The 20,103-nt window shown below is 69.3% G+C and carries 14 protein-coding genes, 1 rRNA gene and 1 pseudogene; 5 read left to right on the forward strand and 11 right to left on the reverse strand.

Annotated features, from left to right (window positions below; translation table 11 throughout):
* The 10 genes and pseudogenes from ACIA5D_RS47505 to ACIA5D_RS47550 all read right to left on the reverse strand — a co-directional run.
* Positions 1-644: pseudogene (locus tag ACIA5D_RS47505) on the reverse strand (MFS transporter); the annotation flags it as partial.
* A gap of 215 nt (positions 645-859) precedes the next feature.
* Positions 860-2,182 (reverse strand): 6-phospho-beta-glucosidase, encoded by a 1,323-nt coding sequence (locus ACIA5D_RS47510; protein WP_396037310.1) that lies wholly within the window; start codon positions 2,180-2,182, stop codon positions 860-862.
* On the reverse strand, positions 2,175-3,191 hold the full coding sequence (locus ACIA5D_RS47515) for a carbohydrate kinase family protein (protein WP_396037311.1): 1,017 nt from the start codon (positions 3,189-3,191) through the stop codon (positions 2,175-2,177). The genes ACIA5D_RS47510 and ACIA5D_RS47515 overlap by 8 nt, the downstream gene beginning before the upstream one ends.
* 77 nt (positions 3,192-3,268) lie before the next feature.
* Positions 3,269-5,539, reverse strand: a complete 2,271-nt coding sequence (gene yicI, locus ACIA5D_RS47520; protein WP_396037312.1) for an alpha-xylosidase — start codon at positions 5,537-5,539, stop codon at positions 3,269-3,271.
* Positions 5,540-5,548: 9 nt separating this feature from the next.
* Positions 5,549-6,433 carry a carbohydrate ABC transporter permease gene (locus ACIA5D_RS47525; RefSeq protein WP_396037313.1) on the reverse strand — a complete coding sequence of 295 codons (885 nt, stop codon included), beginning with the start codon at positions 6,431-6,433 and terminating at the stop codon, positions 5,549-5,551.
* A 1-nt stretch (position 6,434) separates the two neighbouring features.
* Positions 6,435-7,340: a carbohydrate ABC transporter permease gene (locus ACIA5D_RS47530; RefSeq protein WP_396037314.1), complete on the reverse strand. Its 906-nt coding sequence runs from the start codon at positions 7,338-7,340 to the stop codon at positions 6,435-6,437.
* Between the two features lie 101 nt (positions 7,341-7,441).
* Positions 7,442-8,752, reverse strand: coding sequence for an ABC transporter substrate-binding protein (locus tag ACIA5D_RS47535; RefSeq protein WP_396037315.1), 1,311 nt, complete (start codon positions 8,750-8,752; stop codon positions 7,442-7,444).
* A 239-nt stretch (positions 8,753-8,991) separates the two neighbouring features.
* Positions 8,992-10,002, reverse strand: coding sequence for a LacI family DNA-binding transcriptional regulator (locus tag ACIA5D_RS47540; protein ID WP_396037327.1), 1,011 nt, complete (start codon positions 10,000-10,002; stop codon positions 8,992-8,994).
* A 63-nt stretch (positions 10,003-10,065) separates the two neighbouring features.
* Positions 10,066-12,888, reverse strand: a complete 2,823-nt coding sequence (locus ACIA5D_RS47545; protein WP_396037316.1) for a beta-galactosidase — start codon at positions 12,886-12,888, stop codon at positions 10,066-10,068.
* A gap of 74 nt (positions 12,889-12,962) precedes the next feature.
* Positions 12,963-15,890, reverse strand: a complete 2,928-nt coding sequence (locus tag ACIA5D_RS47550) for a glycoside hydrolase family 3 C-terminal domain-containing protein (RefSeq protein ID WP_396037318.1) — start codon at positions 15,888-15,890, stop codon at positions 12,963-12,965.
* A 369-nt stretch (positions 15,891-16,259) separates the two neighbouring features.
* On the opposite strand from ACIA5D_RS47550, the gene ACIA5D_RS47555 reads away from it, so the two are divergent.
* The 5 genes from ACIA5D_RS47555 (at position 16,260) to ACIA5D_RS47575 (ending at position 19,941) form a co-directional block, all read left to right on the forward strand.
* Positions 16,260-16,661, forward strand: coding sequence for a DUF6855 family protein (locus tag ACIA5D_RS47555; protein WP_396037319.1), 402 nt, complete (start codon positions 16,260-16,262; stop codon positions 16,659-16,661).
* Positions 16,662-16,716: 55 nt separating this feature from the next.
* Complete coding sequence (locus ACIA5D_RS47560; RefSeq protein WP_396037320.1) at positions 16,717-17,559, forward strand: helix-turn-helix domain-containing protein; 843 nt, start codon at positions 16,717-16,719, stop codon at positions 17,557-17,559.
* An 18-nt stretch (positions 17,560-17,577) separates the two neighbouring features.
* Positions 17,578-18,555 carry a phosphotransferase gene (locus tag ACIA5D_RS47565; RefSeq protein WP_396037321.1) on the forward strand — a complete coding sequence of 326 codons (978 nt, stop codon included), beginning with the start codon at positions 17,578-17,580 and terminating at the stop codon, positions 18,553-18,555.
* Positions 18,556-18,677: 122 nt separating this feature from the next.
* The gene (locus ACIA5D_RS47570; RefSeq protein WP_396037322.1) at positions 18,678-18,989 is read left to right on the forward strand and encodes a protealysin inhibitor emfourin; all 312 of its coding nucleotides are present in this window, start codon (positions 18,678-18,680) and stop codon (positions 18,987-18,989) included.
* 40 nt (positions 18,990-19,029) lie between these two features.
* A complete protein-coding gene (locus tag ACIA5D_RS47575; RefSeq protein WP_396037323.1) occupies positions 19,030-19,941 on the forward strand; it encodes a siderophore-interacting protein in 912 nt (303 codons plus the stop codon).
* A 75-nt stretch (positions 19,942-20,016) separates the two neighbouring features.
* On the opposite strand, the gene rrf is transcribed toward ACIA5D_RS47575, so the two are convergent.
* Positions 20,017-20,103 (reverse strand): 5S ribosomal RNA (gene rrf, locus ACIA5D_RS47580); the annotation flags it as partial.

Below are 20,103 nucleotides of genomic sequence, written 5' to 3' on the forward strand. Positions count from 1 at the left end.
GCTGCTGCGGCCGGCGCCGACAAGGCGGGCGCCTCAGGCGAGGGCTCGGCGGGCACGACGCCGGCGCGCAGAACCTTCGTGGCCATGACCGCCGCCACGGCGGCCAGCACGGCAGCGGTCAGCGCCATCACCGTGAAGGCCGAGCCGTAGGCGGCGTGCGCATGCTGCAGCAGTTCCTGGGCCGCGCGTCCCGGCAACGCCGCCGCCGAGGACACGGCGTCGGCGAGGGTGCCGTCGGCGGGCAGGGTGGCGTCGGCGGGCAGGGCGTCACCGGCGGGCAGGGCGTCACCGGCGGGCGACGCATCGGCCGCCATGCCGTGCCGATACGTCGCCACCACCAGCGAGCCGAGCAGCGCGATGCCCAGCGCCCCGCCCAGCTCGCACCCCGTCTCGGCCACCGCCGCCGCCATTCCTGCCCGCGACGGCCGGACCGTCGACACCACCAGCTCGGTGCTGAGGATGTAGGCGGGAGCCAGCCCGATCGAGAAGAGAACCATTCCCGTGACCACCGCGGCGAGGCCGCCGAGGGCCAGCACCGCGAAGCCGAGCGCCATCGTGGCCAGGCCCGCGGCAACCACGCGGCCCGGCGGCAGGAAGCGGGTCAGGGCCGGCCCGGCGAACGACGCGAGCAGGTAGGCGATCACCGACGGAAGCGTCCACAGCCCGGCGCGCAGCGGGGACAGGCCCAGGTACAGCTGGAGGTACTGGGCGATCGCCAGCTGGGTGCCGTAGAGAACGAAGTACGACAGGGCGTTGCTGCCGACCGCCGCCGCTTCTGCTGCCTGACCTGCCAGAACCGGTCCCGCGCGGCCGCCTTCCGCCGTCGGGGACGGGCCGCGTCACGCACCGAGACCGGGGATCAGCGCAGGTAGGCGAGCTCGGGCAACTGCCGCTGGTACTCCGCGATCAGGCGCCGCGCCACCGGGACCGAGTCGATCAGCGGGTGGCAGGCCATCGCGCGCACCGCGACCGCCCGCGACCCCGAGCCCGCCGCCTCCAGCACCGCGCGCTCGATCGATTTGATGCGCCTCACCAGGGCGACCCCGTGCGCGGGAATCGTGGCGCCGGGATACGGATGCGCCCCCGAACCGTCGACCCGGCACGGCACCTCGACCACCGCGTCGTCGTCGAGAATGTCGAGGGTCCCGCGATTGCGCACGTTGAGAATCAGATCCGTGGGCGCGTTCGAGGCGATCGCCATCATCAGGGCGAGCGCGACGGCCTCATATCCCCCGCCCTCGGCGTCGTCCCGCTCCCCCAGGCCTTCGAGGGCCATATAGGTGGCGTCGCGCTGCCGCAGCGCCGCGGTCCACGATTCCAACGGGTCGGCGGCCGGCGACGAGAGCAGCGCGTAGCACTCGTCCTGCTGCCGGAGCAGGAACTCCCCGCGCGTTTCCGTGGCGCCGAGCTCCGCCCGTACCAGATCGTCGGTGTCGTAGTAATAGCGCAGATACTCGTTGGGCACGGCGGCGAGCGAGCGCAGCCGCGCCGCTCCGAAAAGGCGCCCTTCCTCGAAGGACACGAGCGCCTCGTCGGAATCCATCAGGCGCGGCAGCAGGTTTTCCCCATCGACGCGTACGCCCGCGAGCCAGCCCAGATGATTGAGCCCCGCATACTCGAGCCGCGCGGACGGCACGCCCAGCGCCCGCATGACCCGCCGCCCGAGGGCCGAGGGCGAGTCGCAGATCCCGATGACGCGTTCCCCGAGGTGGGCGGCCATGGCCTCGGTGACCAGCCCGGCCGGGTTGGTGAAGTTGATGACCCACGCCCCGGGCGCGACGAGGGCGATGCGGCGGGCGATCGCCTCCGCGACCGGCAATGTCCGCAATCCGTACGCGATCCCGCCGGCCCCCACCGTCTCCTGCCCGAGAACGCCCTCGCCGAGCGCCACCCGCTCGTCGATGACCCGCCCCGCGAGCCCGTGCACCCGGATGGCGCTGAACACGAAGTCCGCCCCGGTGAGCGCTACCGTCAGATCCGTCGTCACCGCGATGTGCGGCGCGTGCGAAACGGTTGCCGCCTGGGCTTGCAGCACCCGGGAAATGGCGGCGAGCCGCGCGGTGGAAACGTCGTAGAGAACGACCGAGTCGATCGGGCTGTCGTTCCCGAGAAGCGCCCCGTAGACCAGCGGCACCCGGAATCCGCCCCCACCGAGAATGGTGAGCCGCCGCCCCTCAGTCATGGGCGTGCGCGTCCGAGAGCCGGGCGATTGTCGCGGTCGCGCGCCGGACCCCGCGCCGTTCCCCGCCCGGGATCACATCGTCGAGGAACGCGTACCGCGGATCGGCTGAGGCCCGCCACCAGTCCGCGATGTCGCCCCAGCCCGGCGCCGACAGCGACCCGCCGAAATGCTGAACCGACAGCGACGCGATGAGATTGGCGAAGGCCAGCCGCTGCGCCAGCGGCCACCCGTTCAATGTCCCCAGGATGAAGCCCGCCATGAAGACATCCCCGGCGCCGGTCGGGTCGAGGGCCTCCACCGGCACCGCCGGCACGTGCACCAGTTCCCCGGTCGCCGAGTCGATCGCGATCGCCCCCTCCGAGCCGCAGGTCACGACCACCACCGGTACGAGACCGGCGAGCCGCCGCGCCGCCTCCTCGGGAGACGCTGCCCGGGTGTAGCGCATGGCCTCCACCGAGTTCGGCAGGAAGGCGTAGCAGTCGTCGAGCATGGCGAGGGCCTCGGACGGCCATTCGTCGGTGTCGTCCCAGCCCACGTCGGCGAAGACCAGCGTTCCGGAGGACCGCGCCTCGCGTACCCAGCCCTGTCGGTCCTTGGTGAGGCTCACCGAGGCCGCGCGCGCCCTCGGCAGCTCCCCCACCAGCCCGGACGCGTTGAGCGGCGGCGGATGCCCGTGGGTGACCATGCTGCGATCGCGGGAGTGTGCGAGCGACACCGTGACCGGCGAATGCCCATTTGTCCGCGTCGAGGCCGACAGATCGATGCCCTCCTGGCCACAGAGGATCGACGCGCAGAAGTCCCCGTAGGCGTCGGTGCTCAGGGAGGTGCCCAATCCGGTGCGCAGCCCGAGACGGGCGGCGGCGACCGCCAGATTGGCCACCCCGCCGGGGCAGGAGCCCATCCCGGTCGCCCACACCTCGGTGCCGGGGCGCGGCATGTCGCGCAGCCCGGTGAAGACGATGTCGAGGTAGACGACACCGGGAACGAAAAGGTCCAGCGTCGGCCCCATCGTGCGATCTTATTTCGATCCCGCAACGCGCCGAGGGTGATCCTGCACGCAGGACCACCCGCAACGCCTATCAAATATCAGATATCAAGCGTCGCCGACGACTCCGCGGCCGGCATGTCCGCCGACGCCCCGCCGACGATCTCGACCCGCCACGGCAGGGCGGCGCCGTCCCGGGCGACCCGCACGGAGTCCCCCTCGCGGGTCACGGTGAACGTGGTTTCGCCCACGCGCACCGACGTACGCGTCAACGGCTCGAACAGCCGCAGCGTGATCCCGTCGCGGTAGTCGTAGTCGGGCCGGTCGGTCCGGCTGCCGACCGGCAGCACGGCGCCGGGCCGCACCAGCAGGGGCGCGCTGTCGAACCCGTGCGTCTCGGCGACCCAGCCCGGCCCCTCGACGACCTCGCCGGTCTCGAACCGCGTCCACCGTCCGGCCGGCACGTAGTAGGTGACGTCGCCGGCCTCGCTGAACACCGGGGCGACGAGCAGGTCAGAGCCGAGGAGGTACTGCCGGTCGAGGTGGGTGACGGCCGGGTCCTCGGGGAATCCGACGACCATCGGCCGCATGACCGGCAGCCCGTCCTCGTGCGCCTGGCGGGCAGCCTCGAACAGGTACGGCATGAGCGAGTACTTGAGGTGCGTGAACTTGCGCAGCACCTCGACCGACTCCTCGTCGAACAGCCACGGCACCCGGTACGAGTGGTTGCCGTGCAGCCGGCTGTGCGAGGAGAGCAGCCCGAACGCGATCCACCGCTTGAAGACGGCCGGGTCGGGCCGCCCCTCGAAGCCGCCGATGTCGTGGCTCCAGAAGCCGAAGCCGCTCGACATCAGCGAGAGCCCGCCGCGCAGGCTTTCCGCCATCGATTCGTACGTGGCGGAGTTGTCCCCGCCCCAGTGAACCGGGAACTGCTGACCGCCGACCGTCGCCGACCGCGCGAACAGCACCGCCTCCCCCTCGCCGCGGGCCTCCCGCAGCACGTCGAAGACGACCTGGTTGTAGAGCTGGGTGTAGTAGTTGTGCATCCGCTCCGGGTCGGAGCCGTCGTGCCAGACGACCTCGGTGGGGATCCGCTCGCCGAAGTCCGACTTGAACGCGTCGACCCCCATGTCGACCAACGCCCGCAGTTTTCCGGCATACCACTCACGCGCGGCGGGATTGGTGAAGTCGACCAGCGCCATCCCGGCCTGCCAGCGGTCCCATTGCCAGACGTCGCCGTTCTCGAGACGCACGAGATAGCCGTTCTCCAGGCCTTCGGCAAACATCGACGAACGCTGGGCGATGTAGGGGTTGATCCACAGACACGTCCGCAGACCGCGGTCGTGCAGCCGCTTGAGCATGCCCGGCGGGTCCGGGAAGATCCGCGGGTCCCACTCGAAGTCGCACCAGTGGAACTCGCGCATCCAGAAGGTGTCGAAGTGGAAGACGCTCAGCGGCAGGTCGCGCGACGCCATCCCGTCGACGAACTGGGTGACCGTCTCCTCGTCGTAGGGAGTGGTGAACGAGGTGCTCAGCCACAGCCCGAACGACCAGGCCGGCGGCAGGGCGGCCCGGCCGGTGAGCGCGGTGTACTTGCGCAGGATGTCGGCCGGCGTGGGCCCGTAGATCACCACGTAGGACAGCGTCTGCCCGGCCACGCTGAACTGCGTGCGGGACACCATCTCGCTGGCGACCTCGAAGCTCACCCGTCCCGGATTGTCGACGAGGACGCCGTACCCGTGGTTGGTGAAGTAGAACGGGACGTTCTTGTAGGCCTGCTCGCTGCTGGTGCCGCCGTCCTCGTTCCAGATGTCGATGCTCTGGCCGTTCTTCACGAACGGACCGAACCGCTCGCCGAGACCGTAGACGGCTTCGCCGACACCAAGATCCAATTGCTCGTGTACGTAGTGAGCACCGTCCCCGGTATCGACGATGCCCATGCCCTTCCAGCCGCTTCCGGTCAACCGCTTGCCGTCCGCGATGAAGTCGAGGCCCCATTCCCCGCCCTTCACCTCGCCCGGGTTTTGCGGCGAAGCCGCCTGGGAGGCTCTGAACCGCGCCGTCAGCGAGCCCGAGGTGATCTCGTTCTCGGAGATCGACACCGGGTGATCTTCGCTGTTCAGCGCGAAATTTGGACCTTTGGGGACGCCACCCAGGAAATGCCCGATCGTCACGCGGATGACGTCCGGCGCCGGCGCTTCCGCGCGGATCGTGATGATCGGCGCGTCGAGGGTGTCGCTGCGGCTGTTGACCTTCTTGGCGGCCGCGTACGCGGTCAGCGTCGCGCCGTCGTTCTCGGTGTCGTGCAGCTGTGCTGGATGCAGCACGGTGAGCCCGGCACGCTTGAGCCAGAAGCCGTCGGTGAACTTCATGTCGGTCCTTTACTTGATGGCGCCGGCGGCGATGCCGCGGGTAAGCGTGCGCTGGAAGATCAGGAAGAACAACATGGCCGGCAGGATGCCGATCAGGGCCGAGGCGCTGGTCGTGGTGGCGTCCATGAGGCGGTCGCCCTGCAGGACACCGAGCGCGACCGGCACGGTCTGGTTGTCGTTCGAGATCAGGAAGACCAGCGGCAGGAAGAACTCGTTCCACGTCCAGATGAAGAAGAACGTGAACAGCACGCCGAGGGTGGGCCGGCTGACCGGGACCACGACGCGCCAGAGACTCCGCCACTTGCCGGCGCCGTCGATGGCGGCGGCCTCCAGCAGCTCGGTCGGGAACTCGGTGTAGACACTCGTCAAGAGATAGGTCCCGAACGCGCTCTGGACGACCGTGAAGATGATGATGATCGAGATGAGGTTGTCGTAGAGCCCGACCTGCTTCGACAGGTAGTACAGCGGGTAGACCAGCACCTCCTGCGGCAACAGGTTCGCCACCAGGAAGAAGACCAGGAACCAGACCCGGCCCTTCACCCGGCCGATGCCGAGGGCGTACGCGTTGAGGATGCTCAGCAGCACGCCCAGCGTCGCCACGATGATGCTGGAGATGAAGCTGTTCCAGAGCTTCTGGCCGAAGTTCACCCGGTTCCAGAAGTTGACGATGCCGTCCCAGTAGAGGTGGCCGGGCAGCGACAGCGGGCCGTTGCTGGCGTAGTCGCTCGGGCTCTTGAACGCGTTGAGCGCGACGACGAGCAGCGGCGCGATCACGAGCAGGAGCAGCACCAGCAGGCCGAAGAGGATCGCGAAGCGGGCGGGGTTGCGCCGTTTCGCGGCTTTGGCGGGCTCGTCGGCGTTCGTCACGGGCGCGGGGGCAGTTGTCACGGTCATGTCAGGCCCCCGCCTTCTCGGCCCGGTTCTGCAGCCGCAGGAACACGATGGCCAGCACAATGATGATCACGGTGAGTACCGTCGAGATCGCCGACCCGTACCCGACCTGGGCTTTCTCGAAGAAGTTCTTGTACGCGAAGTACGACGGCACCAGCGTCGCGTTGCTCGGGCCGCCCCGGGTGAGCACGAAGATCTGCCCGAAGATCTTGAGGGCCGCGATCGTGGTCGTGATCAGGACGACGTAGAACTCCGGCCGGATCATGTAGATCGTGATCTTGCGGAAGCGCTGCCACCAGGTGGCGCCGTCCAGGTCCGCGGCCTCGTACAGCGAGGGGTCGATCCGTTGCAGGCCGGACATGAACATCACGATCGGATAGCCGAGCTGGAACCAGATCATGATCGCCATGACGCTGTACAGCGCGTAGTCCGGGTCGCCGAGCCAGTTCTTGGCCAGGCCGTGCAGCCCGATCGAGTCGAGGATCTTGTTGAGCGCGCCGTAGTCCGGGTGCAGGATCCAGCCCCACACGATGCCGGTGACGGCGACGGGAATGACCTGGGGGATGTAGAAGCCCGACCGGAACACCGAGGCCCACCGGTCATTGAATCTCTTGGCGATGTAGTCGAACAGCAGCGCCGCCAGCACCAGGCCGGCCAGGGTCGGCACCACCGCCATGGCCAGGATCAGCAGGATGATGTGCCCGAACGACTGCCAGAACAGCGTGTCGTGGAAGAGCCTCGTGTAGTTGTCGAAGCCGATCCACTTCTGGTCGCCGACACCGTTCCACTTGGTGAAGCTGGTGTAGACCGTCATGATCAACGGAACCACGATGATCGCCAGGGACGCGATGACGCCCGGGATCAGATAGACCGCGTAACCGCCGCCCCGGCTCGCCCTCTTGCCGGCCATAGGGTTACGTCCCTTCTTCCGTTGCCTTTGCTCTGCTCACCGTGACGCGCAGCTCTGCTGCCTGAGGTGCCGCGGGCGGCCGCGAAGCCGCCCGCGGGGCGTCACTTGCCGAGGTCGGCGAGATTCTCGTTGTACGGCTTGGCGATCTCGTCGAGGAACGCCGTGGGGGTCTTCGAGCCGTTGATCAGGCCCTGGGTGCCGGACACGAGCACGTCGTAGTAGCCGGGCGCCGGCCAGTCCGGGTAGAAGGCCAGACCGTCCTCGGAGGAGATCTTGTTGAAGTTGTCGATCAGTTCCTTGTTCTTGGCATCGGTGATCGACGCCGCATCGGCCGCCACCGGGACACCGCCGTTGTTGCCGAGCAGGTTCTGCACCTCGGGCTGCATGGTGATGTCGATGAAGTCGTACGCGAGGCTCTTGGCCTTGCTCTTCTCGGGGACCACCCAGAGGTTGCCGCTCGAGCCCGGGTGCAGCTTGTTGCCCGGGAAGAGGAACGTGCCCCACTGGAAGTTCTTGATCTCGCTGGCGAACCGGCCGTACCACCAGCTGCCCGAGACCAGGATCGGGAACTTGCCCTGCTCCCAGGCCACGCCCATGTCCTCGGCCTTGATGCCGGCCGAGTTCTTGGCGATGTAGCCCTTGCTGACCCAGTCCGAGAAGGTCTGGGCGCCGTAGGTCAGCTGCGCGTCGTGGAAGTCGACCTTGTTCTTGTAGAGCTGGTAGTCGTCCACCCAGGAGCGGTCGGCCTTCGACAGCGCGAGCTCGTAGAAGATCTGCTGGGCCGGGTACTCGGCGCCGCCGACGCTCAGCGGGGTGACGCCCTTGGCCTTGAACGCGTCCATCACCTTGGTGAACTCGTCGAGGGTGGTCGGCACCTGCAGGTTGTACTTCTTGAACATGTCCTGGTTGTAATAGACCATGACGTATTCGCCGTAGTTCGGGATGCCGAACCACTTGCCCGAGCCCATGATGCCGTCGTCGTCGTACCTGGCGGTGGTCTGCAGGCTGGTGCTCAGCTTCTTGTCCCAGCCGCGCTTGGTGACCTCGTCGCTCAGGTCGGTCAGCAGGCCCTGCTTGGACAGCAGGCCGGCGGTCGCGTTGCCCTTGTTGTACTCGAGGATGTCGGGCGCGCTGTCCGAGTTGAGGATCATCTGCGCGTTCTGCTGGATCTGCTCGAAGGACTTCTCCTCGAACTTCACCGTGACGCCCGGGTGCGAGGCCTTGAAGAGCTCGATCGCCTTGTTCCAGGCGACGCCCATGGCGCTGGTCGGGCCCTCGTAGTGCCACAGGGTGAGGGTCTTCGCTTCGCTGCCACTGTCGTCGTCCGAGCCGGAACCGCTGCACGCGGTCAGCGCGAGAGACGTCGCCAGCAAGAATGCACCGGCAGCAGCGCCGGCTCGTTTTCTGAACATGCCGTCCTCCGGGGTGGGTTCGTCGAAGCGCTTCGACAGTTGGTCGTCGAAGCGCTTCGACGCGGGACTTTCCGGTGACGTTAGGGTTCGCCGCGCACACATGTCAACGGTGTGACGAAGAGATTTCGCAACGATCGGATCCCGGCGGCACCGGCTTCTTCCGGCCCCGCACAGGGGCCGATTGGCGTAGACCATCGCCTTGATCGAGTTTAGTCGTGAAACGGACGTTTCGCGGCTTTTCAGACCCGGTGAGGCGCCGTGCAGCTGTCCCGCTCGACGAGGGTCGGAGGCAGCAGCCGTACGGATTCGGTGTGCCGCCCGTCGAGCAGTTTCATCACGGTCTCGACAGCCAGCCCGCCCACGTCGTGCGACGGTATGTCGACCGACGTCAGCGGGATCGGCATCGCCAGCGCGACGTCGCGGGGGCAGACCGCCACCACCGAGATGTCCTCCGGCACGCGGCGCCCCGCGGCCCGCAGCTGATCGAGCAGCGGGCGCAGGGCCTCCTCGTTGTGCACCACCAGCGCGGTGACGCCCTCGAGCTCGGCGTCGATGTCGGCCAGGCAGGTGCGCACCCCGTCCTGGGCCGGCTCGCACGGGTGGGTCATCGTCTGCAGCCCCAGCTCGGCCGACGCCTCGATGAAGCCGGCCAGGAACCGGTCGGCGTAGCTGGTGCCGCGGCGGTAGACCGACGGCGACGGCCCGACCAGCGCTATCCGGCGGTGACCGTGCCACGCCAGGTGGCGCAGCGTCTCCTTCGCGGCGGCCGCGAAGTCGAGGTCGACGCAGACGATGCCGGCCGGGTCGTCGGGCAGCCCGATCAGCACCGACGGCTGCTTGAGCCGCCGCAGCGCCGGGATGCGCACGTCGTGCTTCTCGACATCCATGACGATCAGCGCGTCGACCATCGTCGAGTGCGCCACCCGCTCGAGGCCGGTGGTGCCCTCGTCCTTGGTCAGCAGCAGCACGTCGTGGTTGTGCGAGCGGGCCGCGGTGACCACGGCCGTGGCGAACTGCATGATGACCGGCACGTTGACGTCCACCCGCAGCGGCACCACGAGCGCCACCACGTTGGTCTTGCTGCTCGCGAGCGCCCGGGCGCCGGCGTGCGGGTGGAAGCCGAGCTCGGCGATGGCCGCCTGGACCCGGGCCCGGGTCTGCGCCGAGATCGGACGACGGCCGCTCAGCACGTACGACACCGTGCTCGGCGACACCCCGGCTGCCCGGGCTACGTCGTTGATCGTCGGCATCGGCCCTCCCCACGTGACCCGATCGCGTTCCATGATGCGCCCCTCGCCAGGAATCCTAACTGCCTAATTGATCAAGCGGGCGACGTCGCGTACCGGCACACCTCCGCGCTGTGATCCCACGACGACCAGATGAGGGGTCGTCACGGTCGACGGCTGCCCGGCGATGACCGCCAGGGCCAGGGTGTTCCTGCCGTTCTGCCGGAGCAGGCCGGCGGGCAGGACGAAGTCGGTCTGCGGGCCGATCGCCGCGCCGTACTGGCCGAGATTCCAGCCGTTGAGATAGATGATCACCCGGTGGCCGGACGGGATCGCGCCGCCGAAGCGCAAGGCGACCGAGGTGTCCTGGTTCTTCGGCAGATCGACCGTGAAGTCGTCGCGCAGCCAGGTCACGCCGGCGCCCACGGCCTTCGCAGCGGCGTGCCACCCGCGGTCGTCGTAGCCGGGCAGACTCCACCCGAAGCGCTCGCCGTAGAGGCCGCCGTTGTTGAGGCCGCCCCGCACCGGATCGACGCGGGCCTGCCCCTGGATCCGCCAGGTGACCTCGGAAATGCCCGGTATCGCCGCGCCGACCAGGCCGCGAGGCTGGCGGAAGCGGCTGTCCTCGGCCGTCCAGTCGTCGTTGTTGCCCATGTTCTGCACGAGGACGGAGAGCACCGCCGTTTCGCCCGGTTTCACCAGGCCGGCCGGGATCGTGAACTCCCCCGGTCCCGGGTTCGGGTTGGCCGGGGCGTCCGAGTCGGCCTGCACGCCGCCGGGCGCGCTGCCCAGGTAGCGGCCGTTGAGCCAGACCAGGTAGTCGCCGCGCTTGCCGGTGATGGCGTTGAGCTTCACGGTCGTCTCGGCGCCCGTGCCGGTGAAGCGGCCGCGGTACCAGACGCTGCCGGCGTGGTAGCCGTACTCGTCGCTGAACAGCACCGGCAGGGTGAGCGGCGCGAGGGTGCTGAGGCTGGTGGTCTTGTCGGCCACCGTCCATCGCGAGTCGTCGAAGGCGGGTTTCGCCTCGGGCGCCTCGGCCTGCTGCTTCCAGCCGGCCAGGGCCGGCAATGCCACCCCGCGGGGACCGGGCAGGCTGCCTTCGAGAGAGCTGCTTCTTCCCGTACGGGTGGGTACGGGCTTGCCGTTGACGGTCAGTTGTCGCGCGTTCGCGAATACCTCGACCGGCCCGGCCTCACTGGTGTCGGCCCGCAGGTCGACCGTGCCGTGGCCGGCGGACGCCGACCGCACCAGCTCGGTGCCGCGCACCAGCACCGGACCGGCCGCCGTGCCGGCACGCCAGAACGAGGCCGCGGTGTCGTCGGTGCCGATCAGGAGCAGCAGCGGGCGGTGTCCCCCGCCGCTGATCAGCACCCGGGCCAGCCCGTGGTGGGTGTAGTCGAGCCGCAGGTCGCCGCCGGCGTAGGACGACGTGACCGTACCCTCGAGGACCTTGACCTTCGGCTCGCTCGCGTAGCGCAGCACCGTGGTGCCCGCAGTGCCCTCGGCGCCGTAGAAGATCGCGATGTCGCGGTCGATGAACGCCGACGTGTAGAGCTCCGATGTGGACGCCACGAGCCGCTGCCCGCCGAGGTCGAAGCCGCCGACGAGCACCTTGGCGTCGTGCCCCGGCAGCGTGACCGGCATCGAGTAGCCGTTCCAGTCGAGCGTGGACGTCGTCGCCGTCGTGGATCCGTTGCGCAGCAACAGGAACTGGGTCCCGGTGTCGGGGTTCGTCCGCGCGGCGGTCTCGAGGCCCGTGACCGCCGGCGCGGTCGAGGGATCGGTCTTCGCCAGCGGCGGGACGGCCTGCAGGAAGTAGCCCTGACGCTTGTACTCGTCGTACTTCGCGGTCAGCTGGCGGGCCTCGGTGATGGCCGCGCCGTAGTCGTAGGACGTGTACACGTCGTTGGGCTGCCCGAGCCAGCCCCAGTTGGTGCCGCCGAACCCCATGTAGTAGCTGAACGCGGTGGCGCCGCTGAGCACCATGTTCCCCTTCTGGAAGAACTTGGTGTACGGCACGCCGGTCAGGTCGCGGCAGGCCTCGTAGCCGGCGTTGTTCAGGTCGATCGCGCCGGCCTGGTATTCCGCCGCGAAGACCGGGGCGTCGTCGCGCACCTTCTCGGTGACGCCCGCGCCCCACGGCCCCCAGACCGTGCCGGCGTTCTGGCACTCGAAGGACTGCGGGTAGTCGTCGACGCCCGGGATCTGCACGGCGCCGAGCCCGGATCCCCAGGTGGACGACCACGATCCGGCGTCGCAGCAGTTGTTCGTCGTGATCGGCACGTCGATGCCGTCGGCGCGGGCGGTGTCCTGCAGGTCCTGCATGTACACGGCGTCGGTGTTCACCGCGTACTCGTTCTCGACGTTGTAGAGCAGCACCGAGCCGCCGCGGGTGACCTGGTGGCGCGCGAGGATCGGATTGATGTGCGCGAGCCATTCGTGGTACGCGGCCGTGTAACCCGCGTCGCTGCTGCGCGCCCGCCCCGGCACCGTCTTGAGCCAGGCGGGGAAGCCGCCGCCGCTGGTCTCGGCATTGATGTACGGGCCCGGTCGCGCCACCACATACAGACCCACCTCCTCAGCTGTCCTCAGGAGACGGTCGACGTCGCGGACGCCGGTGAAGTCGTACTTGCCCGGTGCGGGCGAGTGGAACGCCCACGAGAAGTAGACCGAGATGGCGTTGAAGCCGGCGGCCTTTTCCTTTTCCAGGATGTCTCGCCAGAGGTCCGGCGACGGCAGACGAAAGTAGTGAAATTCCGCCGACTGAAGGAGGAAGCGGTGGCCGTCGACCAGGAGCGAATATCGGTCGTACGTGACCCGGTGCTTCGGCGCCGCGGCCGACGGCCCGCCGAGCACGGCCAGGCCGGTCAGCGTCAGAACCAGTGCGAGCAGAATGCGGGGGATCCTCATGCGAGCCTCTCAGGAGTGCGGGGCTGTCGGTGACCCGCCCGCCGGCTGACCAGGCCGGCGGGCGGGTTCCCCTCTCACCGAATGGAGAATGTGGACACGCGCAGCGCGCCGCCGAAGACGAGGTAGACGTCGTGATGTCCGCTCGCCTTCGCCAGGTTCGCCGTTGCGGTGGCGTACTGGTAGATGTCACCCGTCGCGGCCACCGGCGCGGTGCCGATCAGCTTGCCCGTGGGCGAGTCGAGGCGTACCTCGATGGTGGTCGCGCCCAGCGCGGCGGTGCTCGCCGTGAACGTGCGGCCGTTGCGCAGATCCGCGTCCTTGAAGACGATCCAGTCCCCGGCCGCCGACGATCCGACCGCCGTGCCGGTGGCCTTCGACTCGTCGACCAGCTTGACCGCCGGGGCGTACGCGTCGAAGTTCTCCGCCCTCGTCACCCGCGAGAGATCGCGCGCCGGGATGGTCTCGCCGCGAACGTTCCAGGTGGCGCGCTGCCGGATGTCCGACGACGAGGCGCCGACCAGGACGTCGTAGACGGACGACTCGACCACCCACCTGCTGCGCGTGACGTCCCAGCGCTTGAGGTCGCCGGCGGTCAGCTTCAGCGACACGGTCTTCGTCTGACCGGCCTTGAGGTGCACCCGGTCGAAGGACCGCAGCTGCTTGACGGCCGTCTTGTCCCGCGAGGTGCGCTGGTGCGTGTAGAGCTGCACCACCTCGTCGCCGTCGCGCCTGCCGGTGTTGGTCACGGTGACGGTGACCTTGCCGTTGCCGACGGCCGGCTTGCCGTACTTGAAGGACGTGTACGACAGGCCGTACCCGAACGGGTAGAGCGGGGCCTGCTTGCTGTACAGGTAGGTCTGATCCGACGAGATGATGTCGTAGTTGAGCAGGTCCGCCGGCAGCTGGCTGTCGCTGGCGTACCAGGTCTGCGTCAGCCGGCCGGCCGGGTTGTAATCGCCGTAGAGCACGTCGGCGATCGCGTGGCCGGTCTCGGCGCCCGCGTGGGTGGTCCACACGATGCCCGGGACGTGCTGCTGCTCCCAGGTGATCGTGTCGGGGTAACTGGTCTGGAGCACGACGATCGTGTGCGGGTTGACCGCCCGGACCGCCTTGACCAGGGCCTCCTGGCCGGCGCCCAGCGCCATCGTGGTGCGGTCGTGCGCCTCGCGTCCGTTGATGAAGGGCTGCGAGCCGACGACGAGTACGGCGGTGTCCGCGGTCTTCGCGGCCGCGACCGCCTCGTCGATCCCGCTGCGCAGCACCTCCTTGCCGAACTTCGCGGCGCCCGCGGCGTCCGGCGAGCCCAGCGCGAGCTTGCCGTCCGCGCCCACGGTGATGTACTTGTTCGCCCCGAACCAGCTCTCCGAGGTCTCGTAGCCCGCGTACCGGATCGCGACCGTGCCGTCGGCCTGCGGTTCGAGCTTGAACTGCTGCTGCACGAACCAGCCGTTGGGCTGATCGTCGCGGGTGATGAACGGCCCCCAGTTGTAGCCGAGGTATTTGCCGTTCGACACGTTCTTGAGGGTCAGCACGTCCTGGCCCCAGTCGTCGGCGTCGAACTGCGCGGCCGTGGTGGCGCTGTCGGCCGTCACGGCGACGGCGTCGGCGTCCGTCGTTCCGGTCGCGGTGATGTACTTGCCCGTCGCGACGTCCTTGAGCGCGATACGGTCGGAGCCCGTCGAGCTCACGACTTCCTTTGCGCGCTCCTTGATCCCGTCGACGGCCGTCACCTGGTATGGCAGCTTCCCGCCGTACCAGTCGCTGTAAAGGGTGTCGGCCAGAGGCCCGACCACCGCGACCTTGCCGCCCGGCTTGAGCGGCAGCGCGTTGTTCTCGTTCTTCAGCAGCACCATCGCCGCGTCGGCGGTCTCCCGCGACAGCTTCTGATTGGCGGGGCTGTTGATGACCTCGGGCCCGATCTTGCCGTACTTGCCGCCGCCCGGGTCGAACTCGCCGAGCCGGAAGCGGATGCTCAGCGCCTGCCCGGCGGCCACGTCGATGTCGTGCTCGGTGAGCAGCCCCTGGGCGAGGGCCTGCTTGATCGCGGTGACGGTCGGCGTGCCGTTCGCGTCGTCCACCGTGAACGCGTTGAGGCCCGCCTTGATCACCGCCGCGTTCGCCTCGGCCTGCGTCGCGTAGTACTTCTGCGAGCCGGTCAGGTTGTACGGGGCGTACGCGTCCGAGACGTTGAAGAGCGGGTACTTGCTCCAGCCGCGCTCGATCGTCGCGAGGTCCGGGTCGACCGTGGCCGGACGGCCGTTGACGAGGTTGTAGGAGGCCATGACGCCGGTGGCCGCGTTCGCGGTGAGGGCGGCCTTGAACGCCTCGCGGTCGTACTCGTTGAGCACCCGCGGCGGCACGTTCGACGAGGTCACGTCACGGCCGGCCTCGTTGTTGTAGGCCAGGTAGTGCTTGAGAGTGGGTGCGGCCTTGAGATGGTTGGGGTCGCCGCCCTGCAGGCCGTCGCCGTACGCGGTGGAGATCGCGCCGGTGAGCAGCGGGTCCTCGGAGTAGCCCTCCTCGTTGCGGCCCCAGCGGGGGTCGCGGAGCAGATTGACGACTGGCGCCCAGAGGTTGAGGCCGAAGACGCGGGGGTTCTTGGCGTTGAAGCCGCGCGCCTCGTCGCCGACGGCCGAGCCGACGCGCTCGATGAGGTCGGTGTCCCAGGTGCTGGCCAGGCCGACGGGCTGGGCGAACGACGTGCCGTCGGCCTGCACGACCGCGCCGCCGTTGTCGATGTCGTTGGACCAGGCGACGCCGTGCAGGGCTTCGGTGCCGGCCTTGAAGAGGTTGATGCCCAGCCGCGGGATGGCCGGCTGGTACTGGTGCAGCAGCGAGATCTTCTCGTCCAGCGTGAGCCGCCCGACCAGGTCGTCGACGCGGGTCTGCAACGACAGATGTGGATCACGGAACGGATAGGCGGGGTCCGCGTGCGCGGCGCCCGGAATGGCCGGGGCCAGCAGCAGAGCGGCCGCCAGAACCGGCAGGAAACGCCTTCGCATGGGCGATTCTCCTCATCGAAGGATCTATTTACAGTCACGGCGAAATGCCTGCTCAGCGCGTTGCGCGCGGGAGCAGGTTGGTGCCTACAGCATTCGTCGAAGCGCTTCGATTGTCGCGGCATCGCCCACGATAGATGGCCGCCAATCGCCTGTCCACAGTCTCCGCGAAATCGCCAGGAAACATCGATCGCGATCATCCGCAATGGCTCGCTTCGGGCGTTCCGCCACCTCGCGCCGCCACCCACCTCGCGCCGCCATCCGCGCGCGGCATCTCGTGGCCGGCCGGCGCCAATTGCGCCGGCCGGGGCCCGGCAGCGCGCCGACGTGCCTAAAGTCAGGATTGTCGGCGGCGGAGAGGAAGGCTGGCTCATGGCGGCGGGAACCAAGGAAGATCCCTGGGTGTTGCGGACGCCACCCGGGTCGTCGGAGTACACCATTCACCGCGACGAGGCCGGCGACCCGCCCGCCCTGATCTGCCAGGTCGGCTCGACGAGGCTGACCTACCGGCTGCGGGCGATCGAGGACCTGCACGCATGGCTCCGGGAACAGGGCGACTGGGTGCCCCTCGGCGCCGCCGACGAGAACAAGCCCGCGGGCGACGGCACGGTCGAGGCGTGGGGCCGCTCGCCGGACAACCCGGTCGGCGGCTGGTACGGCCTGCGCAAGGGATACCGCGGCCGGTTCGGCATGTATCTGCCGCCGCTGCTGGAGGAGCTCGGCCTGGCCGAGCTGACTCACGACGCCCGCAACAACCGCGTCCGCGCTCTCTGACCGCCGCCTCCCGGTGCCCGCGTGGCTGCTGCGCCGGGAAGGCTACCGTCGGAGTGTGGACAACGAGCTGGGCCTGTTTCTTCGTAGCCGCCGCGAGACCATCGGTCCGGCCGAGCTGGGGCTGCCCGCCGGCGCCCGCAGGCGGACGCCCGGGCTCCGGCGGACCGAGGTGGCGGCCATCGCCGGGGTGAGCGTCGAGTATGTGACCCGCCTCGAGCAGGGCAAGGACCGCCACCCATCGGCGGCCGTGCTGGCGGCATTGGCGGGAGCACTGCGGCTCAGCGCCAGCGAGCGGGTGCATCTGTATCGGCTGAGCAAGGGGCTCGATCCGGGCTTCACCTGCCGCGGCGACGCGCCGCCCGCCCGGGAGGTACGCGACCCGGTGCGCGCCATCCTCATGCGGCTCGATCCGTCGGCGGCCGTCGTGGCCAACCAGCTCGGCGATCTGCTCGCGTGGACCAGCGGGTTCGAGTGGCTCGCCGGGCCGGCGGGGATCCTCGACGGAGATCCGCCCAACCTCAACCGGTACGTGTTCACCGATCGGCGAGCCCGGACCACCTTTCCCGACTGGGAGCTGACCGCCGACGAGCGGGTGGCCGAGCTCAAGCAGGGGCCGTTCCGGGCCGACCGGCATCTCGCGGCCCTCGCCGACGAGCTCACGGTCACGGCGGGCGAAGCGTTCGAGCGGCGGACCCGTGAGATCCCGGGACTGGCCAAGGCGCACGGGATCCAGCGGTGGAACCATCCCGGGGCCGGTGAGCTGAGAATGGCGTTCGAGACGCTGGAGCTTCCGGCCGACGACGGGCTGCATCTCGTGATCCACCTGCCCGCGGACGGGGCGACCGAGGACGCCATCGCGGCGCAACGACCGACGGCCCTGCGTCTCGTCGCCGGGTGAGGCCTATCGTGGCGGTCGATGAAAGCTAACGCCTGGCACGACCCGCGATGGCAATCGGACGCCCATGGGTGGATCACGACCCGGCTGGCCGGCCTCGGCATGCCCGTCCAGGGCCCCATTCAAGAAATTCGCGTACGCCCATGGTCGGTCACCCACCAGGCGCCCACCGCGCTCGGGCCGGTCTGGTTCAAGGCGAACACGCCCGCCTGTGCCTATGAGGCCGCCCTGGCCGAAGCGCTCGCGAAGTGGCAGCCCGATGCGGTGCTCGTTCCGCTGGCCGTCGACGCCGAGCGCGGGTGGATGCTCACCGCGGACGCCGGAAAGACGCTCCGGGAGGAGATCGCGCCGGACGAGTTGCTCACGGTCTGGGCCGAGATGCTGCGCGCGTACGCGACACTGCAGCGCGCGGTGGCGGAACGCGCCGACGACCTGGTCGCGCTCGGCGTGCCCGATCACCGGCCGGCCCGGCTCCCCGAGCGCCTGGCCGAGCTCCTGGCCGATCCCGGCGTGCGCAACGACCTGGGCACGGACCGGCGAGCCGCGGTCGAGGAGGTCGCACCGGTCTTCCGCGAGTGGTGCGCCGAGCTCGCCGCCGACGGGATCCCGGCCGGCCTCCAGCACGACGATCTGACCGACGCCAACGTCTTCCGTACGGTGGGCGGCGGGTTCCGGTTCTTCGACTGGGGTGACTCCAGCGTGGCGCACCCGTTCGGGTCACTGCTGGTGGCGCTCGGGTTCGCCGGTTACGTGCTGGGGATCGAGGCCGGGGCGCCGGAGATCCGCCGGCTGCGGGACGCCTATCTGGAGGTGTGGACGGATCTGGCATCGCCGGCGGAGCTGCGGCGCTCGGTCTCGCTGGCGTGCCGGGTCACGCGGGTGTCCAAGGCGCTGGCCTGGGAGCGGGCGTTGCGGGAGCCGTCGCTGCCGGTCGAGGAGGACTTCCGGCACGCCGTGGCGGACTGGCTGGCCGAGACGCCCAAGCCGCCGCTGGTGTGAACCACGACGGGTCAGCCCGGCGGTCGCGGCGCCTGGGGTGACCGTGCAACCAGGCCGCGTGGTGACGCGAGGGGGCATTCTCGAGGCGTACGCGTCATCTTGATGGAATGTGAGGCGTCTCGATGGAGCATGTTCGTGCGGAATTACGGAGATCTGGTGGGTTTGCCGGGCTGACTTCGCGAGTGCTTGCGGATTCGGCGACGATGTCGCCGGCCGACGCGGTCAGGTTTGTCCAGCTGGTAGCCAAGACCGATTTGTCGCGCCTCGACAGGCCGGCGGCGCGCTCGCACGGCGCCGACCTCATGCATTACGAGCTGACGGTGGAGCGTGGCGGCGAGCGGTGGCACGGAACGGTGAGCGATCCGGACATTCCGGCGGAGCTGCGGCCTCTGCTGCAATTCCTGACCCACTATTCGCCCGGCGCCACGCCGTAGGTTAGGTTAGCCATACCTACGGAGCTGAGGGAGGGCTCGGGTGACCCAGACTGTGATCCTGCCGTGGCGGATCTTTCACACGACCGTCCGCGAGGTGCAACGGCTGAGTCCGAGTTTCCTGCGCGTCACGTTCACCGGCGACGACCTCGACCGGTTCGCCGACAACGGCTTCGACCAGCGCATCAAGCTGATCCCGCCGCTGCCCGACTGCGGCCACGACCATCTGCCGACCGGCGCGGACTGGTACACGGAATGGCGCGACCTGCCCGACGAGCGGCGCAACCCGATCCGCACCTACACCGTGCGCGCGGTCCGGCCGGAGCTGCGTGAGGTGGACGTCGACATGGTGCTGCACGGCGTGCACGGGCCCGCCTCGCGATGGGCGGCCGACGCGGCGCCCGGGTCGACGGCGTGCCTGATGGGGCCGAACGCCGACCACGACGGCGTGCACGGTGGCATCGACTTCCACCCGCCCGCGCAGACCGCGTGCATCCTGCTCGGCGGCGACGAGACGGCGGTGCCGGCGATCTCCTCGATCCTGGCCTGCCTGCCGGCCGACGCCGTGGGTGAGGCGCTGCTCGAGGTGCCGGCCGCCGGCGACGAGCTGGATCTGAAAAAGCCCGATGGCGTACGGGTGACGTGGCTGACCCGCGACGGCGCCGCCCACGGCGAGCGGTTCATCCCGGCGATGCGCGCCGCGACCCGGCGGCTGCTGGGCGAGGGGTTCGGCCGTGACGCCCAGGAGCTCGAGGACGTCGATGTCGACAACGACACCCTGTGGGAGGTGCCGGAGGAGCCGGTGACCGACGTGAGCCAGTTCTATGCCTGGCTCGCCGGCGAGGCCGCGGTGATCAAGACGCTGCGCCGGCACCTGGTGGCGGATTGCGGCGTCGACCGACGGTCGGTGGCCTTCATGGGCTACTGGCGGCTGGGCAAGGCGGAGGAAAGCTAGCCTGCGCGTTGGAAAGCCTGGAAATGCACGAAAGCCCGCCCCGATATTCTCGGGGCGGGCTTTCGCGTACGTTGAGTCCGGCGGCGTCCTACTCTCCCACACCCTCCCGAGTGCAGTACCATCGGCGCTGGAGGGCTTAGCTTCCGGGTTCGGAATGAGACC

This window comes from Actinoplanes sp. NPDC051513, assembly GCF_044454685.1.
Classification (GTDB): Bacteria; Actinomycetota; Actinomycetes; order Mycobacteriales; family Micromonosporaceae; genus Actinoplanes.

Bases quoted from the DNA above. Each gene is read 5' to 3' on its own strand.
- ACIA5D_RS47550 (WP_396037318.1), bottom strand. From the start codon at position 15,890: ATGCGAAGGCGTTTCCTGCCGGTTCTGGCGGCCGCTCTGCTGCTGGCC.
- ACIA5D_RS47510 (WP_396037310.1), bottom strand. From the start codon at position 2,182: ATGACTGAGGGGCGGCGGCTCACCATTCTCGGTGGGGGCGGATTCCGG.
- ACIA5D_RS47540 (WP_396037327.1), bottom strand. From the start codon at position 10,002: ATGCCGACGATCAACGACGTAGCCCGGGCAGCCGGGGTGTCGCCGAGC.
- ACIA5D_RS47570 (WP_396037322.1), top strand. From the start codon at position 18,678: ATGGAGCATGTTCGTGCGGAATTACGGAGATCTGGTGGGTTTGCCGGG.
- ACIA5D_RS47530 (WP_396037314.1), bottom strand. From the start codon at position 7,340: ATGGCCGGCAAGAGGGCGAGCCGGGGCGGCGGTTACGCGGTCTATCTG.
- ACIA5D_RS47545 (WP_396037316.1), bottom strand. From the start codon at position 12,888: ATGAGGATCCCCCGCATTCTGCTCGCACTGGTTCTGACGCTGACCGGC.
- ACIA5D_RS47565 (WP_396037321.1), top strand. From the start codon at position 17,578: ATGAAAGCTAACGCCTGGCACGACCCGCGATGGCAATCGGACGCCCAT.
- ACIA5D_RS47535 (WP_396037315.1), bottom strand. From the start codon at position 8,752: ATGTTCAGAAAACGAGCCGGCGCTGCTGCCGGTGCATTCTTGCTGGCG.
- yicI (WP_396037312.1), bottom strand. From the start codon at position 5,539: ATGAAGTTCACCGACGGCTTCTGGCTCAAGCGTGCCGGGCTCACCGTG.
- ACIA5D_RS47515 (WP_396037311.1), bottom strand. From the start codon at position 3,191: ATGGGGCCGACGCTGGACCTTTTCGTTCCCGGTGTCGTCTACCTCGAC.
- ACIA5D_RS47525 (WP_396037313.1), bottom strand. From the start codon at position 6,433: ATGACCGTGACAACTGCCCCCGCGCCCGTGACGAACGCCGACGAGCCC.
- ACIA5D_RS47555 (WP_396037319.1), top strand. From the start codon at position 16,260: ATGGCGGCGGGAACCAAGGAAGATCCCTGGGTGTTGCGGACGCCACCC.